General features: G+C 65.1%; 13 protein-coding genes. 6 read left to right on the top strand and 7 right to left on the bottom strand.

The genetic code is table 11. The annotated features are described in order from the left end of the window. Positions 1 to 2 precede the first annotated feature (2 nt). Positions 3 to 1,919 carry a PrkA family serine protein kinase gene (locus tag AC1RHV_RS26915; protein WP_492302310.1) on the bottom strand — a complete coding sequence of 639 codons (1,917 nt, stop codon included), beginning with the start codon at positions 1,917 to 1,919 and terminating at the stop codon, positions 3 to 5. A gap of 534 nt (positions 1,920 to 2,453) precedes the next feature. After that, positions 2,454 to 2,606, bottom strand: a complete 153-nt coding sequence (locus AC1RHV_RS26910; RefSeq protein WP_156337471.1) for a hypothetical protein — start codon at positions 2,604 to 2,606, stop codon at positions 2,454 to 2,456. Between the two features lie 232 nt (positions 2,607 to 2,838). Between AC1RHV_RS26910 and AC1RHV_RS26905 the strand changes: the two genes are divergently transcribed. Further along, positions 2,839 to 3,999: a DUF3142 domain-containing protein gene (locus tag AC1RHV_RS26905; RefSeq protein ID WP_492302278.1), complete on the top strand. Its 1,161-nt coding sequence runs from the start codon at positions 2,839 to 2,841 to the stop codon at positions 3,997 to 3,999. After that, positions 3,986 to 6,466 (top strand): hypothetical protein, encoded by a 2,481-nt coding sequence (locus tag AC1RHV_RS26900; RefSeq protein WP_492302277.1) that lies wholly within the window; start codon positions 3,986 to 3,988, stop codon positions 6,464 to 6,466. Before AC1RHV_RS26905 ends, AC1RHV_RS26900 begins: the two co-directional genes overlap by 14 nt. Here the strand turns inward: AC1RHV_RS26900 and ribD are convergent. Further along, positions 6,463 to 7,614: a bifunctional diaminohydroxyphosphoribosylaminopyrimidine deaminase/5-amino-6-(5-phosphoribosylamino)uracil reductase RibD gene (gene ribD, locus AC1RHV_RS26895; protein ID WP_370540136.1), complete on the bottom strand. Its 1,152-nt coding sequence runs from the start codon at positions 7,612 to 7,614 to the stop codon at positions 6,463 to 6,465. The two genes, AC1RHV_RS26900 and ribD, sit on opposite strands and share 4 nt — an antisense overlap. A gap of 179 nt (positions 7,615 to 7,793) precedes the next feature. Here ribD and AC1RHV_RS26890 point away from each other — a divergent pair, with 179 nt between their 5' ends. Together AC1RHV_RS26890 and AC1RHV_RS26885 are read left to right on the top strand one after the other, a co-directional pair. Further along, positions 7,794 to 8,357, top strand: coding sequence for a cysteine hydrolase family protein (locus tag AC1RHV_RS26890; RefSeq protein ID WP_492302276.1), 564 nt, complete (start codon positions 7,794 to 7,796; stop codon positions 8,355 to 8,357). A gap of 17 nt (positions 8,358 to 8,374) precedes the next feature. After that, entirely contained in the window at positions 8,375 to 9,340 is a 966-nt protein-coding gene (locus AC1RHV_RS26885) for a GlxA family transcriptional regulator (RefSeq protein WP_119450702.1), read from the top strand. Positions 9,341 to 9,413: 73 nt separating this feature from the next. Here AC1RHV_RS26885 and nrdR read toward each other — a convergent pair whose 3' ends face one another. Then, a complete protein-coding gene (nrdR, locus tag AC1RHV_RS26880) occupies positions 9,414 to 9,893 on the bottom strand; it encodes a transcriptional regulator NrdR (protein WP_013391422.1) in 480 nt (159 codons plus the stop codon). Positions 9,894 to 10,098: 205 nt separating this feature from the next. Continuing rightward, the gene (gene glyA / locus AC1RHV_RS26875; protein WP_054458401.1) at positions 10,099 to 11,349 is read right to left on the bottom strand and encodes a serine hydroxymethyltransferase; all 1,251 of its coding nucleotides are present in this window, start codon (positions 11,347 to 11,349) and stop codon (positions 10,099 to 10,101) included. Between the two features lie 205 nt (positions 11,350 to 11,554). Between glyA and AC1RHV_RS26870 the strand changes: the two genes are divergently transcribed. Continuing rightward, positions 11,555 to 12,190 carry a LysE family translocator gene (locus tag AC1RHV_RS26870; RefSeq protein WP_054458399.1) on the top strand — a complete coding sequence of 212 codons (636 nt, stop codon included), beginning with the start codon at positions 11,555 to 11,557 and terminating at the stop codon, positions 12,188 to 12,190. A gap of 63 nt (positions 12,191 to 12,253) precedes the next feature. Here the strand turns inward: AC1RHV_RS26870 and AC1RHV_RS26865 are convergent, their stop codons facing one another. Both AC1RHV_RS26865 and tyrS read right to left on the bottom strand, forming a co-directional pair. Further along, on the bottom strand, positions 12,254 to 12,907 hold the full coding sequence (locus AC1RHV_RS26865; protein WP_054458397.1) for a YbhB/YbcL family Raf kinase inhibitor-like protein: 654 nt from the start codon (positions 12,905 to 12,907) through the stop codon (positions 12,254 to 12,256). 72 nt (positions 12,908 to 12,979) lie between these two features. Further along, positions 12,980 to 14,209, bottom strand: a complete 1,230-nt coding sequence (tyrS, locus tag AC1RHV_RS26860) for a tyrosine--tRNA ligase (RefSeq protein WP_192330138.1) — start codon at positions 14,207 to 14,209, stop codon at positions 12,980 to 12,982. 255 nt (positions 14,210 to 14,464) lie between these two features. Between tyrS and AC1RHV_RS26855 the strand changes: the two genes are divergently transcribed. Next, entirely contained in the window at positions 14,465 to 15,874 is a 1,410-nt protein-coding gene (locus tag AC1RHV_RS26855) for a M23 family metallopeptidase (protein ID WP_054458392.1), read from the top strand. Positions 15,875 to 15,942: the final 68 nt, after the last annotated feature.

Raw genomic sequence — 15,942 nt, 5'->3', positions numbered from 1 at the left:
GCTCAGGAAGACTTCCTCACACGGAGATACCACTCGCACAGCAGCCTGACCTGCTTTTCCGTGTAGCCCTTTTCAACCATGCGATCCACGAAGCTCTGGTGCTTGGACTTGTCCTCGGCCGACGCCTTGGCGTTGAACGAGATCACCGGCAACAGGTCTTCGGTGTTCGAGAACATCTTCTTCTCGATCACTTCGCGCAGCTTTTCATAGCTGGTCCAGGTCGGGTTGCGGCCGTTGTTGTTGGCGCGCGCGCGCAGCACGAAGTTGACGATCTCGTTGCGGAAATCCTTCGGATTGGCGATGCCGGCCGGCTTCTCGATCTTTTCCAGTTCGTCGTTGAGCGCGCTGCGGTCGAAGCTTTCGCCGGTTTCCGGGTCGCGGAATTCCTCGTCCTGGATCCAGCAGTCGGCAAAGGTCACGTAGCGGTCGAAGATGTTCTGGCCGTATTCCGAGTACGACTCCAGGTAGGCGGTCTGAATTTCCTTGCCGATGAATTCCGCATAGCGCGGCGCCAGGTAGCCCTTGATGAATTCAAGATAGCGCCGGCGGATTTCCTCTGGATAGTCCTCGCGGCCGATCCGCTGCTCGAGCACGTACATCAGGTGCACCGGGTTGGCGGCGACTTCGGTCTGGTCGTAGTTGAAGACGCTGGACAGGATCTTGTACGCGAAACGCGTCGACACCCCGGTCATGCCTTCGTCCGTGCCGGCGTAGTCCTTGTATTCCTGCAAGGCCTTGGCCTTGGGATCCACGTCCTTCAGGCTTTCGCCGTCGTAGACGCGCAGCTTCGAATAGATGCTGGAATTCTCAGGTTCCTTCAGGCGCGTCAGAACCGAGAACTGCGCCATCATGTCCAGCGTTCCCGGCGCGCATGGCGCCGTCGACAGCGAACTGTGGTGCAGCAGCTTTTCGTAGATGCGGACCTCTTCCGAGACCTGCAGGCAGTAAGGCACCTTGACGATGTAGATACGGTCGAGGAACGCCTCGTTGTGCTTGTTGTTGCGGAAGGTCTGCCATTCCGATTCGTTCGAGTGGGCCAGGATGGCGCCGTTGAACGGGATCGCGGAAAAGCCCTCGGTGCCCTTGAAGTTGCCTTCCTGGGTCGCCGTCAGCAACGGATGCAGCATCTTGATCGGGGCCTTGAACATCTCGACGAATTCAAGCAGCCCCTGGTTGGCCAGGCACAGCCCGCCGGAGTAGCTGTATGCATCCGGATCGTCCTGCGAGTGGCGGTCGAGCATGCGGATGTCGACCTTGCCCACCAGCGACGAAATGTCCTGGTTGTTCTCATCGCCAGGTTCAGTCTTGGCGATGGCGATCTGGCGCAGCACCGACGGGTTCAGGCGCACGACGCGGAACTTCGAAATGTCGCCGTCGAACTCCTTCAGGCGCTTCACGGCCCAGGGCGACATGATGCCGCTCAGGTAGCGCCGGGGAATGCCGTATTCCTTTTCAAGCGTGTCGCCGAAGCGTTCCGGATGGAACAGCCCGAGCGGCGATTCATTGACCGGCGACCCCTTCAAGGCGTAGATGGGATAGGCCTCCATCAGCGACTTGAGCCGCTCCGCGATGGACGACTTGCCGCCGCCCACCGGGCCCAGCAGATAAAGGATTTGCTTGCGCTCTTCCAGTCCCTGCGCGGCATGCTTGAAGAACGCGACGATCTGTCCGATCACGTCCTCCATGCCGTAGAACTCCTGGAACGCCGGATAGCGTCGGATGGTCCGGTTGGAAAACAAACGGGAAAGACGTGGGTCGTTGCGCGTATCCACGACTTCGGGTTCGCCTATTGCCGCCAGCATGCGTTCTGCGGGGCTGGCGTACGCCATGGGATCGCTTTTGGCGAGGTTGAGGTACTCCTCGAGAGAGAGTTCCGATTCCTGCTCTCTTGCATACTGCGACTTGAAGCCTTCGACGATGTTTTGCACGGAAACCTCCTACAACACGCGAAAAATCCAATACGTCCCTACCTGCCCCCATTGTGCCTCAGCGCTCGCGCATTACTAGACAATCTCGCGATAAGCACTGTCGGCCGGATGGTATGTTGCTTTCGCCACACATCAACCAAAGGCATGATCAGGCCCTTTCCAGTTAGGCTGCACTCTTCGGATGCAAGTTCCGTCAGGGAATGCAACTTAAGTGAATAAGTTCACTCGTTCGACTTCAGCATATCGCTGTATGCGTGCGTGCATGAGGCGTCCGCACATGAAATGCTCAGCAATGATTTGAAGGGAAGAGCGATGTCCCAGGGACTTTTTATGATGCGGGCGTAAACCCGATGCGCCCGCTGTGCGATGGCAGCGGACGGTCTGAACGGCGCGTAGCGTCTTCGTTCAGCAGCGTGCAGGTTCGGCTGTGAAAAGCACCGATGACGCTGCACGAGGATCCGTGGTGACGAGGGCGCGTGGCATTGCACGGTGTAGTCCATCAGTGCGTGGCGCCAAGTCATGTGCCTATGCTAAAGCCAATTGACGTTTTTGTGGCAATTCATTTAACGCAAGGCCAAAAATAGTCGTGTCGCGCGCTTTCAAATTCATGCAATAGACACGCGCTGCAACCACGCAAACCTGCGCAAACTTGATGGCATATCGATAGCGCTGGCGCATCGCGAATCGCCTGCAAGCCACGGATTACGGAGGTCTGCGCGATTGGCAGCCGCGAACGCAGAGTGCTAATACCCCTTGCGGCGGCGATAGAATCACGCATTCGAAACGCGCCGCGCATTTGGTTCGCTTCCTGTCGTCCGCCCATCGCCATCGCCACATCATAATTTTCCGATTTTTGACCCGCCGCATGAAGGTCCTCGTCAAACGCTGTCGCGCAGTGCTTTGCAGCGTCTTGCTGCTGCTTCTGGCCGCTTGCGGCAAGCAGGCGGATCTGCCGGCCGACGCCTATGTCTGGCAACGCGTCTGGACGCCGCCGGTCAGCCAGGCGCTGGCCGACAGTGCCGACGTGGTGCGGGCATGGCGCGTGCTGATAGCGGAAATGAACCCGGATGGCAGGTGGTTCACTGCTGCGCCCGATCTGGCCGCACTGGCCGCGGCCAAACGTCCCGTCATCATGGTTTTCCGCCTGGACGGTCGCGCCGATGCGCTGCCCGCCGCGGAAGTGCTTGCGCGGATCAACGCCGCGCGCGGCGCATGGGAAAGCGCGGGTATCGGCTTGGCCGGCATCGAAATCGACTACGACTGCCCAACCTCCAAGTTGCCCGCCTATGCGACGTTCCTGGAGACCTTGAAGCAGGGCCTGGGACCGGATCTGCCTTTGTCGATAACCGCGCTGCCGACATGGCTGGGCGGCGCCGGGCTCGACGCGCTGTTGCGGATTCCCGATGAAGCCGTGTTGCAGGTCCACGCCGTGCTGAGTCCCGAACAGGGGCTGTTCAATGCCAGGCGCGCAAGCGCCTGGCTGGCGGCGTTCGCGGACCGCACCCAGCGGCCATGGCGCGTGGCGTTGGCCACCTATGGCAGCCGCGTAAGCTGGAACGACGACGGCAGCATCGCCGCGGTCGAAAGCGAGCGCCCCGCCTTGCTGCCGGGCGGCCGCGCCAGCGAACTGGTGGCCACCCCGGCAGCCATGGCGGCTTTCATCGATGAGATCCACCGCGCCCGTCCGCGCGGACTGGCGGGCATCGTCTGGTTCCGCCTGCCCACCGCGCGCGACGAACGCGCCTGGAGCCTGGCCACCTGGCGCGCCGTACTGACGCGCCAGCCCCTGTCGCCGGCGCTGTCCGTCACGGCGCGCGCAGCTGGCAACAGCGGCGCGCAAGACCTGATTCTGGCCAACGGCGGCAATGCCGACGCAGCCCTGCCCTTCGCGATCCGCTGGCAAGGCGCTTGCCGCGCGGCCGACGGCATCAATGGCTATACCCTCGAACATGATTCCAGCGGCGCCTTCCTGCGCCGCTCCCAGAATGGCCTGCTGCATGCCGGCGGCCAACGCAACATAGGCTGGATACGCTGTGAAAACGGGCCCACGAGCTTCCATGTACAACCGTAAATCGCTTGCGGCGCTGCTGCTCCTGACGGGAGCCGGTATCGTCATCGCCTGCGGGCCGGAGTTCCCCGCCCAGCTGCTCGACGACCGCGCGGCTACGCTGCGTGCGACGCCGGCCAACGCTTTCAGCTATGAAACCGCGCGCCTCGTGGACGCCAGCGATGCGCTGCGAGCCCGCGAAGCCTATGAATTGCCGGACGGCAGCTACCTGCAAAACGCCCTGCCGGAAGACCGCGATCCCGCGCTCACGCCGGCGCAGCGGACCACGGCTCGCGCCATGCGCGCGCAGGCCGATGGCGACCGGGCCTATGCGCTGGGCGCCGATTTGCCGGAAGCGGTGCGTCTTTACGCCGCGGCCGCGGTCGACACCCATGCCGCCCGCGAAGCGCCGGACACCGACCGCCTGCTGGAGCAGGCGCGCGCCCGCTACCGCGCCATTCTCCAGTTGCCGGCGCAGCAGGCCGCGCCACGCAGCGTCTGGGCCGCCTATATGCTGGCAGAAATCGGGGACGAGACAGAGTTAGCCACTGACGACGCCGAGGCGCAGCGGCAGGCCGCAGCACAAGCCTATGGCCGCGTGCGGCAACTGGCGCGCGACGGTGCGCCGGACCCGCTGGGCCTGGCCGTTGCCAGCTACGGCCAGGAGGCGCGCCTGTTCCTCGCCGGGCCGCAGGGGCAATGCAGCTATATGGAGCTGGTCAATGCCGAGCCCTGCATGGACGCCATTCCCGCGGCCTCGCTAAAGCATGCGCTGCGCCTCTATGCCGAACAGGCCGCGCGCGACTCCGTGAGCGGCAATGCATCGCTGCGCATGCTGGCCGAATGGGCCTTGGAAGATCCGGCGCGCACGCGCCGCCTGATCGACGATCCGGTCGCGCAACGCCTGCTGGTGGCCTACGCGCTGGCCAGGGTCGGCGACATCGTGGACGGCAGGCCGGACAGCGCCAGCGATCCGTACGCCGCCTACGATACGACTGGCCAGGTGGGGTTGGCCGATGCGGCGCAAGGGCATGACGTCACACCCAATCCGGCGCTGCAATCGCTGGTTGCGGCATTGGAAACCCAGGACCTGAAGCAGGTGCCGAACGCCGACCGCGTAGCCGCGCTGGCCTACCGCATCGGCCGCTACGAGCTGGCGCAGACGTTGGCCGCGCGGCTGGACACGGCCTTGGCCTGGTGGGTCCGCGCCAAGCTGGCGCTGCGGCAAGGCGATACGCAGGCGGCGGCCCAGGCCTATGCCCAGGCTGCACGCGCGTTTCCGCGCGCCGACGGCAGCCTGGAGGCTGTCGGCGCGGCGCGCCTGCTGGGCGAACAAGGCGTGTTGACGCTGTCGCGCGGCCAGTATGTCGAGGCGCTGGATCAACTACTGCACGCCACCGTGAAGGACGATCCGGCCAATCCGGCCGGAGGCTTCTGGTTATCCACCCCGTACTGGAATGACGCTGCCTACGTCGCTGAGCGCGTGCTGACCACCGCCGAACTCAAGTCCTATGTGGACCGGCATGCGCCCGCCACTCCGGCGCCGGCAAGGTCCGTGCCGCGCGATCCGCAGAATTTCTACGACTGGGTAAGACAGCATCCCATCACCGCATCCGATCGCCTGCGCCTGCTGCTGGCGCGCCGGATGGTGCGCGAAGGTTCGATCGAGCTGGCGCTGCCCTATTTCCCCGCCGATTCGGACGCCCGCTACGCCACGCTGGAAAGCGTCGACGGCAAGTGGGAAGTGCGTCTGCAGGAAACCCGCCGGCTCGCCGCGGAGTATGGCGCGGCCTTGCGCCGTGCCGGGAGCGCCTGGGGCCGCACATCACGGGCGCAAGCCTGGTACGAAGCTTCGCGGCTGGCGCGGCGCGACGGGATGGAGATCATGGGCTACGAACAGGAGCCGGATTTTGCGGTCTATGGCGGCAACACCAGTTATGGCGCGGGACGCAGCGCGGTCCCAGGCTGGAAGGCAGAGGATGACGATGCAGGAACGCCCGACACGCCGGCCTTGCGTGCCGCCGCCGCGCTGCCGGGCCCGTTTGTCACCGAAGAGGAACGCCGTCGCTATGCCGCCAGCGAAGCGCAGCCCTACACTCGCTTCCACTACCGCGAGATCGCGGCCAATCATGCGCTGCGCGCGTCCGACGAGCTGCCACGCCGCTCGCAAGCCTACGCCGCCGTGCTGTGCCAGGGCGCCCGCTACATCATCGACGACTCCCCGGAACTGGCCGCCACGATCTACCGCCGCTATATAGAACACGGCGCGCAGGTGCCGTTCAGCGGCTCTTTCGGCCGCGAATGCGCCGCGCCCGATTTCCAGGCGGCTGCCTGGTTCCATTACACGCAGGCCGGAAAATCGTGGGAACGTCTGCGCCGCGACCATCCCGGCCTGCTGCTGGCGGCCGCGTTGTTGGCCCTGGCCGGCGGCGCTGCCACGATCCTGGCCTGGCGCTACACCGCGGCGCGCACGGGCCGGCGCCGCGCCTAAGACAGCTCAGGCAGCTCCACCCGCCGCGTCAGCTGATTCCAGGTGTCGGCCACCCGGGCGCGCACGCGCAGATCTGCGCCCACCGGCGCGGTCTCGATGAATTCATAGCGGCGGGCGCCGTCCAGGTGCTCCAGCATGGGCAGGCGGACCATGCCGGCGGCGTCGCCCAGCAGCACCGGCGCCAGGTACAGCAGCAGTTCATCCACGCAGCCCGCGGCGACCAGCGCGCCGCTCAGGCCCGCGCCGGCTTCGACGTGGACCTCGTTGAACTGTTCCTGCGCCAGCCAGCGCATCATCGCCGGCAGATCGACCCGGCCCGGCGCCTCGCCCGGCAGCAGCACCACGCGGGCGTTCCTGGCCTGCAGGCGCGCGGCCTTGGCGGCATCTTCGCGAGCCGTGAAGATGATGACCTCGGCGCCATCGAACAACCGCGCGTCCTCGGGGATTTCAAAACGGCCGTCCACTACCGCCTTGCGCGGCTGGCGGGGCGTGTCCACGCCTCTGACATTGAGCTGCGGATCGTCTTTCAGCACGGTGCCCATGCCGGTCAGCACCACGCAGGCGCGGGCGCGCCAGCGGTGTCCGTCGGCGCGAGCCTCGGGTCCGGTGATCCATTGCGAGACGCCGTTATGCAGCGCGCTGCGCCCGTCCAGCGAGGCCGCCATCTTCATCCACACCCACGGCAGGCCGCGGCTCATGCGCGAGATGAAACCCGCGTTGATGGCCAGCGCCTCCGCGCGGCAAACGCCCGTGGTCACCGCGATCCCGGCATCGCGCAGACGCGCCAGTCCTTGCCCATTGACCAGCGGATTGGGGTCGCCGATGGCCACCACGACCCGCGCCGGCCGGGCCGCAAGCACAGCGTCCACGCAGGGCGGCGTGCGGCCGAAATGGCTGCAGGGTTCCAGGGTGACGTAAAGCGTGGCGCCTTCCACGGATTCGCCGCGCGCCTGGACGTCGCGCAAGGCGCAGACTTCCGCGTGCGGGCCGCCCGGCGGCTGCGTGGCGCCTTCGCCCAGCACCCGGCCGTCGCGCACGATCACGCAGCCGACCCGGGGGTTGGGCGCGGTGGTGTACATGACGGTCTGCGCCAACGCCAGGGCGCGGCGCATCCAGAAAATGTCGTCGTTGTCGCTGGGAATCATCATGTCCAGGATTGTATGTCCGCCGCAGGGCGGGCAGGCGGTCCGGCAGCGGGTCCACCGGGGCAGCGGCGGCCAATGTCCGTTTTAGGCCGATGGCCGTCTTTCGCCGCACTCGCCGCCACCCCGGATTGCAGTAAAAATAGCTGCACACCCCTAAAATTCGCCCTCCAGGAGCGCGATCCATGAAACAAGCACTGATCGTCATCGACGTACAAGACTCTTTCCGGCAACGTCCGTTTTGGGATGAAGCCGAGTACCCTGCGTTCGTGGAACAGATCCAATCCCTGATCGACGCCGCCCAGGCCCGCGACATTCCGGTGCTGCAGGTGTTCCACACCAGCGTGTCGAACGACCCCGCCAACCCCTTCTCGATGGCCTCCGGCCACGTCAAGGCGCTCAAGGAACTGCGCATCGAGCCCACCGCCGTGTTCCACAAGACCGTGCATTCCTCGCTCTACGCCAAAGACGCGGACGGCGCCAGCCTGCAGGACTGGCTGGTGAAGCACGGCATCGAAGGCATCATCGTCAGCGGCATCCGCACCGAACAGTGCTGCGAAACCACCTCGCGCCACGCCAGCGACGCCGGCTACAAGGTGGTGTTCCCCACGGACGCCACCCTGACCTTTGCCATGCAGAGCCCGTCCGGCCAGCATTACACGCCGGCCGAGATCCGCGACCGGACCGAGCTGGTGCTGCAAGGGCGTTTTGCCCGCATCGCACGCGCGGCCGACGCGCTGGCGGCCTGACACTGGCGGAGGGCCGCATGGTTCCAGTGTATTTCGTGCTGACGCGGGGCGTCGTGCTGCTGGACGTGGCAGGCCCCGCGGAGGCCTTCCGCGTCGCCAACAAGCTGGTTCCCGGGGCCTTCGAACAGCATTTCTGCGGCCCGTCCCGGGAAGTCGAAAGCGGCCTGCCGGGCCTGCACCTGGCTCATATCCAAGCCTTGCCGGCCAGCCTGCCGCCCGAAGCCCTGGTCATCATTTCCGGCGTGGTGGGCAAGCCCACGCGCCTGGACGACCCCGACTCGCGCGCCATCATCGACTGGCTGGCGGCCCGCCATCCGGTGGACGGCTTCACGCTGATGACGGTGTGTGCAGGCGCCCTGTTCGCCGCCGCCGCCGGCCTGACGCGGCAGCGCGACTGCACCACACACCACACTTGCCTGGAACAGCTGGCCAGCATTGACCCGAGCGCGCGGCTGCATGACAACCGCATCTTCGTCGAAGACGGCAAACTGGTCAGCAGCGCCGGCATCACGGCCGGCATCGATTTGGCTCTGCACATGGTGTCGCGCCATTGCGGCCCGCGCGTGGCCAGCGAAACGGCGCGCGACATGGTGGTCTACCAACGGCGCGCCGGCACGGATTCCACGCTGTCGCCCTGGCTGGACCATCGCAGCCACCTGCATCCAGGCGTGCACCGGGTGCAGGACGCGGTCATCCGTGATCCGGCGGCGCCCTGGTCGGCGCAATCGCTGGCGGACCAGGCGCACACCAGCGCGCGCCATCTGACGCGGCTGTTCCGCGAACACGCGGGCTGCACGCCAATGGACTACCTGTATCAGATACGCGTGGCGCTGGCGCGCGACCTGCTGCGCGATACCCGGCTGGACCTGGAGCGCGTGGCCGAAAAGTCGGGATTCGGCTCGGCGCAGCACATGCGCCGCGTCTGGCGCAAGTTCCAGCCGCTGACGCCCAGCCTGGCGCGTACGGCTCCCACCATGCAATGACGGCGCCGCAGCGCCGTCATTTTCCAGCTTCCATGCGGCCAGCCGGCCGCGGATCGGTTGAACCTGAGCCCTGCTAGTCCTTGCGCAGCTTGCCCGGCAACAGCGGCCCTTGCATCTCGCGGATGGCTTCGACGAATTCGCCGATGTCCTCGAAGCTCTTGTAGACCGAAGCGAAGCGCACGTATGCCACCTTGTCGAGCTTGCGCAGTTCGTTCATCACGAGCTCGCCTATGTGTTCGCTGGGCACTTCACGCAGCCCGCTGGCCAGCAGCTGCTCTTCGATGCGCGCGACCGCGGCGTCCACGTCTTCCGTGCTGACGGGACGCTTGCGCAGCGCCAGGCTCAGGCTGGCGCGCAGCTTGCCGGGGTCGTAGTCGCTGCGGCTGCCATTGCGCTTGACGATGGAGGGCATGGCCAGCTCCACCCGTTCATAGGTGGTGAAACGTTTGTCACAGGACAGGCAGCGACGGCGACGGCGTATGGCGTCGCCTTCTTCGGAGACCCGGCTGTCTACGACCTGCGTTTCGGCATTGCCGCAAAATGGACACCGCATGTGTGATCCCTAAAGGCACTGAGGGGGCAATAGTTGAGCATATTGTAACGAGGCGTCCGGCCGCCAGCGCCAATACGGGCTAATCCGCCCCCGTATTTTTTACCAGGCGGCGCCAGCCGCCCGAAAACAAAGGGACGGCGCCTTGCGGGGCCGTCCCTGGTAGACCGCCGCGGCCGGGCCACAGCCCGCCGCAGGGATTGCTCGCTTACTTCTTGCCGTAGACCGGCAGGCGCGAGGTCAGTTCGTTGACCTTTGCACGCACAGCGGCGATGTTGGCTTCGTCGCGCGGATTGTCCAGCACGTCGGCGATCAGGTTGGCGGTCAGCTCGGCTTCGGCTTCGGTGAAGCCGCGCGTGGTCATGGCCGGCGTGCCCAGGCGGATGCCGCTGGTCACGAAGGGCTTTTCCGGGTCGTTCGGGATGGCGTTCTTGTTGACCGTGATGTGGGCCTGGCCCAGCACGGCTTCCGCTTCCTTGCCCGTGATGCCCTTGGAACGCAGGTCCACCAGCATGACGTGGCTTTCGGTGCGGCCGGAGACAATGCGCAGGCCGCGCTTGACCAGCGTGTCGGCCAGCACCTTGGCGTTCTTGACCACTTGCTGCGCGTAGTCCTTGAAGGCAGGTTCCAGCGCTTCCTTGAAGGCCACCGCCTTGCCGGCGATGACGTGCATCAGCGGACCGCCCTGGATGCCGGGGAAGATCGCCGAGTTGATGATCTTCTCGTGCTCGGCCTTCATCATGATGACGCCGCCGCGCGGGCCGCGCAGCGACTTGTGCGTGGTCGAGGTGACGAAGTCGGCGTGCGGCACCGGGTTGGGGTAGGCGCCGCCAGCGACCAGGCCGGCGTAGTGGGCGATGTCGACCATGAACAGCGCGCCGTTTTCACGGGCGATGCGGGCCATGCGTTCGAAGTCGATGTGCAGGGCGTAGGCGGAGGCGCCAGCCACGATCAGCTTGGGCTTGTGCTCCTTGGCCAGTTGCTCGACCTGGTCATAGTTCAGGACTTCGTTTTCGTCCAGGCCGTAGGAGATGAAGTTGTACAGCTTGCCCGAGGCGTTGACCGACGCGCCGTGCGTCAGGTGGCCGCCTTCGGCCAGGCTCATGCCCAGCACGGTGTCGCCCGGCTTCAGGACGGCCATGTACACGCCCTGGTTGGCCTGCGAACCCGAGTTGGGCTGCACGTTGGCGGCTTCGGCGCCGAAGATCTGCTTCAGGCGGTCGATGGCCAGCTGCTCGACCACGTCCACGTATTCGCAACCGCCGTAGTAGCGCTTGCCCGGATAGCCTTCGGCGTACTTGTTGGTGAGCTGCGTGCCCTGGGCTTCCATGACGGCCGGGCTGGCGTAGTTCTCCGAGGCGATCAGCTCGATGTGCTGTTCCTGGCGGACGTCTTCCTTCTGGATGGCGGCCCAAACGTCCGGGTCAGCCTTGGACAAGGTGAGGTTGCGGTCAAACATGACGGGGGGTTCCTGAGGCGGTAAGAGAGGAGAAAACTGCGCCCGGGTGGGTAAACCCGGAGAATGACGGATAGTTTACCCCGTCGGACAGGATCAAATGCTCCCAAAATGCAGGGAACCCGGGCAAAATTCCCGGCATGGGCGCGAAAACCACGCCATCCTCCGCGGCCGGAAAAGCCGTCTCAATCCGACTTGAGAAACTTTCATGCAAAGCGCCACGCTCATAACCTACTCGTTAGTAGCTGCGGTCAGCGTCGTCAGCCCCGGCCCGGCCACCATGCTGGCCATCCGTAACGGCGCGGCGGGTGGATGGCGGGCCGTGCTGCCCTCCACCCTGGGTAATGTCACCGGGCTGTTCCTGCTGTCGGCCGCCGCCATGCTGGGACTGGGCGTGGTGCTGCAATCGTCCGCCATGCTGTTCATGCTGCTCAAGCTGGCCGGCGCGGCGTACCTGCTCTACATCGGCCTGCGGCACCTGCTGGGCCGCTCGAACATTGCGCCGCCCGCAGACGCCGCCGCGCTGGCGCCGCGCAGCGCCGGGCGGCTCTATTCGGAAGCCGCGCTGGTTGCAACGCTGAACCCCAAGCCCATCCTGTTCTTCACGGCGCTGTTTCCTCAGTTCCTGAACGCGGCCGAGCCCTTGCTGCCGCAGTTCTTCATCCTGACGGGCATCTTCACGGGCATGTCGCTGGTGTCGCTGCTGGCCTATGGCGCCTTGGCCCACCGCGCCCGGCGCCTGCTGCGCCAACCCCGCATCGTGACCTGGATCAACCGCCTGGTCGGCGCCATCTTCATCACTTTTGGATTGGCGCTGCTGCGGCTCAAGCGCGCCACGGGCTGAATCTTTTCGGCGATGAAAAAAGGCCGCAGTCGCAAGACTGCGGCCTTTCTGTGGCGCGGCGAATCAGGCCGAGGTGGCGCCGATCTGCTTGGGAGCCAGTTTTGGATTGAGCGTATAGGTGCCGGTCAACGACGCCTGCGCCAACACGTGCTTCTGGATCGCGCGCAGCGCGTCTTCGCCGGTGAACGAACCCTGCAGGTTCAGCGTGGGCACGTCCAGCGCATACAGGGTGAAGACGTAGCGGTGCGGGATGGCGTCGTTCCAGGGCGGGCACGGGCCGTCATAGCCGAAGTAGTCGCCGCTCATGTCGTGATCGTTGGCGAACCATGACGAGTACGAGTTGATGCCCTGGCGCGCATCCATCGGCGCCAGCGGGCCGCCCTTGCCGCGCGGCGTGATGCCGCTGGAGAAGGCGCCTTCCTCGATGTCGCGCAGGTCGGCCGGCAGATCGACCAGCACCCAGTGGAAGAAGTCCACGCGGGGCAGGCTGGCCGGCACCTCGCGGCCTTCCTGGTTGACGTCGTCGGGTTCGGAGGGCACATCGGGATCATGGCAGATCAAGGCAAACGACTGCGTGCCCGCCGGAACTTCGTCCCAGGAGAACTGCGGGTTGAAGTTGTCTGCCAGCGCGACGTGCGATTGCGCATCGATCCTGCCGAAGGCGTAGCGTTCGGGAATCGACTCGTTATCGGAAAAGGACAAACTCGAAAGTTTCATGTCGTGCTCCTTGATGTGCCGCAAAGGCCCCACTGCCCCTGTCTGTACCCTCAGCGTATCAAAACTTCGCAATCATGGGTTCAAGTTAACACGCGCAAATTTGCGCTTGCCCACCTGAACGACGTAAGTCCCCGCCGGCAATTGCAACGATTTGTCTTCCACGCGGTCGCCATTGACGCGCACGCCGCCTTGCTCCACGTTGCGCTGCGCTTCCGAACCGGAGGCCACCAGGCCGGCTTCGCGCAGCAGCTTGAGGATGCCCACCGGCGCGCCGCCGATGTTCACTTCGGGGATGTCGTCGGGGATCGCGCCGTCGCGGAAACGGGCTTCGAACGAGGCCAGCGCCTCATCGGCAGCCTTGGCGGAATGGAAGCGCGCAATGATTTCCTGGGCCAGCATGACCTTGGCGTCGCGCGGGTTGCGGCCGCCATCGATCTCCTGCTTGAGCGCCGCGATCTCTTCCAGAGAGCGGAACGACAGCAGCTCGAAGTAGCGCCACATCAGCGTGTCGGAAATCGACATGAGCTTGCCGAACATCGAATCGGGCGACTCCGAAATGCCGATGTAGTTGCCCTTGGACTTGGACATCTTCTCTACGCCATCCGTCCCGACCAGCAGCGGCATCGTCAAGATGCACTGCGGCTCCTGTCCATACTCTTTTTGCAGCTCGCGCCCGACCAGCAGGTTGAACTTCTGATCGGTGCCCCCCAGCTCCAGATCGGACTTCAGCGCCACCGAGTCATAGCCCTGCATCAGCGGATACAGGAATTCATGGACCGAGATCGGGATGCCGCCCTTGAAGCGCTTGGTGAAGTCCTCGCGCTCCATCATGCGCGCGACCGTGTAGCGCGACGCGAGCTGGATCATGCCGCGCGCGCCCAGCGGATCGCACCACTCGGAGTTGTAGCGGATCTCGGTGCGCGCCGGATCCAGCACCAGGCTGGCCTGGGCGTAATAGGTCTTGGCGTTGGCCTCGATCTGTTCACGCGTGAGCGGCGGGCGCGTGTTGTTGCGGCCGCTGGGATCGCCGATGGTGGAGGTGAAATCGCCGATCAGGAAGATGACGTTGTGGCCCATGTCCTGCAGCTGGCGCATCTTGTTCAGCACCACCGTGTGACCCAGGTGGATGTCCGGCGCGGTCGGATCCAACCCCAATTTGATGCGCAGAGGCACGCCCGTGGCGCGGCTCCTGGCCAGCTTGCGGGCGAATTCGGACTCGACCAGCAACTCATCGCAACCGCGCTTCGCTATACGCAGGTCTGCTTCGACTTCGGGGGTAATCGGGGCTTCTGAGGGTGACATGGCAGGGGGACCAACTCGGCTTCAGCCGATAAAAAGGTGTAAAAAGTGACGAAAACTATCGAAAATTCTAGCCGAATCAGCTAGGATACCGCCCTAATCATACGCAATTGCCATCTATACGCAGTTGTGGTCCGGTTTACACCCCGTTGTTCACAAGATGCGCCCCGCGCCAGCCCTTGCCCCGAAATGTGCGCGCGAGGGCCGTTCGTGTCACGCACCCTGCGAGCTCTAGCCACCTGAGAGGGTATCTTCACGATGAATCGTGGCCTCCACGAAATGGCGAGTAGCATCAAACGCAAAGTTGCTGCCGTGTTTGCGCCCGGCGAGCCCAAGCCCCAGCGCTCGGGACTTTTCCGCCGCACTCTCCTCGTCACCGCAATTGGTCTGTTCGCTGGCGCCGCCGCCCTCGGCATGGTGCAGCAACCCGACCGCACTGAACTCCCCCCTTCGCGCATCATCAGCAGCGTCCTGCCGCTAAGCGCCGAGCAAGTCGAAGTCAGCACTCCCAGTGCCGCTCCCTATATCAGCGAAACCCGGATCCGCGCCGGCGACACGCTGGCCGCGGTGCTGCAACGCCTGGAACTCGACGCGCCCAGCCTGCAGACCTTCCTGACGCACGAAGCCAGCGCCCGCAGCATCTACAAGCTGTACCCGGGCCGCTCGGTGCAGGCCGCGACGGACGAAGCCGGCAACCTGATCTGGCTGCGTTACATCCACACCCCCGGCAACGAGACGGACGGCCAGGTCGTGACGCGCATGCTGCACGTCGCGCCGGCAGGCGACAGCTACAAGGCCGAGGAAATCACCGAAAGCACCGAACGCCAGACCCGCGTCGCCGTGGGCACGATCCGTTCGTCGCTGTTCGGCGCCACCGACGCCGCCGGCATCCCGGACTCGGTCACCATGCAGATGGCCGACATCCTCAGCGCCAAGATCGACTTCTTGCGCGACCTGCGCCAGGGCGACAAATTCCGCGTGGTCTACGAAGTGCGTTCGCACGACGGCCGCTACGCCGGCGCCGGCCGAGTGCTGGCGCTGGAATTCATCAACGGCGACAAGACCTACAACGCCGTCTGGTTCAGCCCCGACGAAAAGAGCGGTTCGTACTACGACTTCGACGGCACAAGCCTGCGCGGCGCGTTCCTGCGTACCGCCCTGAAATTCAGCCGCATCAGCTCCACCTTTGGCATGCGCATGCACCCCATCCACAAGACCTGGACGGGACACAAGGGCGTGGACTACGCGGCGCCTTCCGGCACGCCGATCCACTCCACCGCTGACGGCACGGTGGAATTCTCCGGCTGGCAGAACGGCTACGGCAACGTCGTCATCGTCAAGCACCACGGCAAGTATTCGACGCTGTACGCCCACCAGAGCCGCATCGCCGAAGGCATCACCAAGGGTTCGAAGATCTCGCAAGGCCAGTTGCTGGGCTATGTCGGCGCCACCGGCTGGGCCACCGGCCCGCACCTGCACTATGAATTCCGCGTGGACAACCAGCCGATCGATCCCCTGTCGGTGGACCTGCCGGTCGCCCGCAGCCTGGAACCCGCCGAAGTCCGCGCCTTCAACCAGGCCGTGGCTCCGTACAAGGCGCAGATCCAGCTGCTGACCGAGTTCCAGCAGACCCTGCCCGACGCGCTGACCAACGTGGCCAGCCGCTAAAGCCGGCCTAACGTCCCCGTCAAAGGCGGCCCCGCACTCTCAGTTGCGCGGCCGCTTTTTCTTTTTCG

This window comes from Achromobacter sp. GW823-FHT04E03 (genome assembly GCF_058796095.1).
Note: the sequence above shows the minus strand (reverse complement) of the source record. Positions and strands in the feature narration are given on the sequence as shown.

Excerpts from the sequence above, each read along its gene's own strand:
- AC1RHV_RS26910 (WP_156337471.1), bottom strand. The coding sequence starts at position 2,606 with ATGCGCCAGCGCTATCGATATGCCATCAAGTTTGCGCAGGTTTGCGTG.
- AC1RHV_RS26900 (WP_492302277.1), top strand. The coding sequence starts at position 3,986 with ATGTACAACCGTAAATCGCTTGCGGCGCTGCTGCTCCTGACGGGAGCC.
- ribD (WP_370540136.1), bottom strand. The coding sequence starts at position 7,614 with ATGATGATTCCCAGCGACAACGACGACATTTTCTGGATGCGCCGCGCC.
- AC1RHV_RS26890 (WP_492302276.1), top strand. The coding sequence starts at position 7,794 with ATGAAACAAGCACTGATCGTCATCGACGTACAAGACTCTTTCCGGCAA.
- AC1RHV_RS26885 (WP_119450702.1), top strand. The coding sequence starts at position 8,375 with ATGGTTCCAGTGTATTTCGTGCTGACGCGGGGCGTCGTGCTGCTGGAC.
- nrdR (WP_013391422.1), bottom strand. The coding sequence starts at position 9,893 with ATGCGGTGTCCATTTTGCGGCAATGCCGAAACGCAGGTCGTAGACAGC.
- glyA (WP_054458401.1), bottom strand. The coding sequence starts at position 11,349 with ATGTTTGACCGCAACCTCACCTTGTCCAAGGCTGACCCGGACGTTTGG.
- AC1RHV_RS26870 (WP_054458399.1), top strand. The coding sequence starts at position 11,555 with ATGCAAAGCGCCACGCTCATAACCTACTCGTTAGTAGCTGCGGTCAGC.
- AC1RHV_RS26865 (WP_054458397.1), bottom strand. The coding sequence starts at position 12,907 with ATGAAACTTTCGAGTTTGTCCTTTTCCGATAACGAGTCGATTCCCGAA.
- tyrS (WP_192330138.1), bottom strand. The coding sequence starts at position 14,209 with ATGTCACCCTCAGAAGCCCCGATTACCCCCGAAGTCGAAGCAGACCTG.
- AC1RHV_RS26855 (WP_054458392.1), top strand. The coding sequence starts at position 14,465 with ATGAATCGTGGCCTCCACGAAATGGCGAGTAGCATCAAACGCAAAGTT.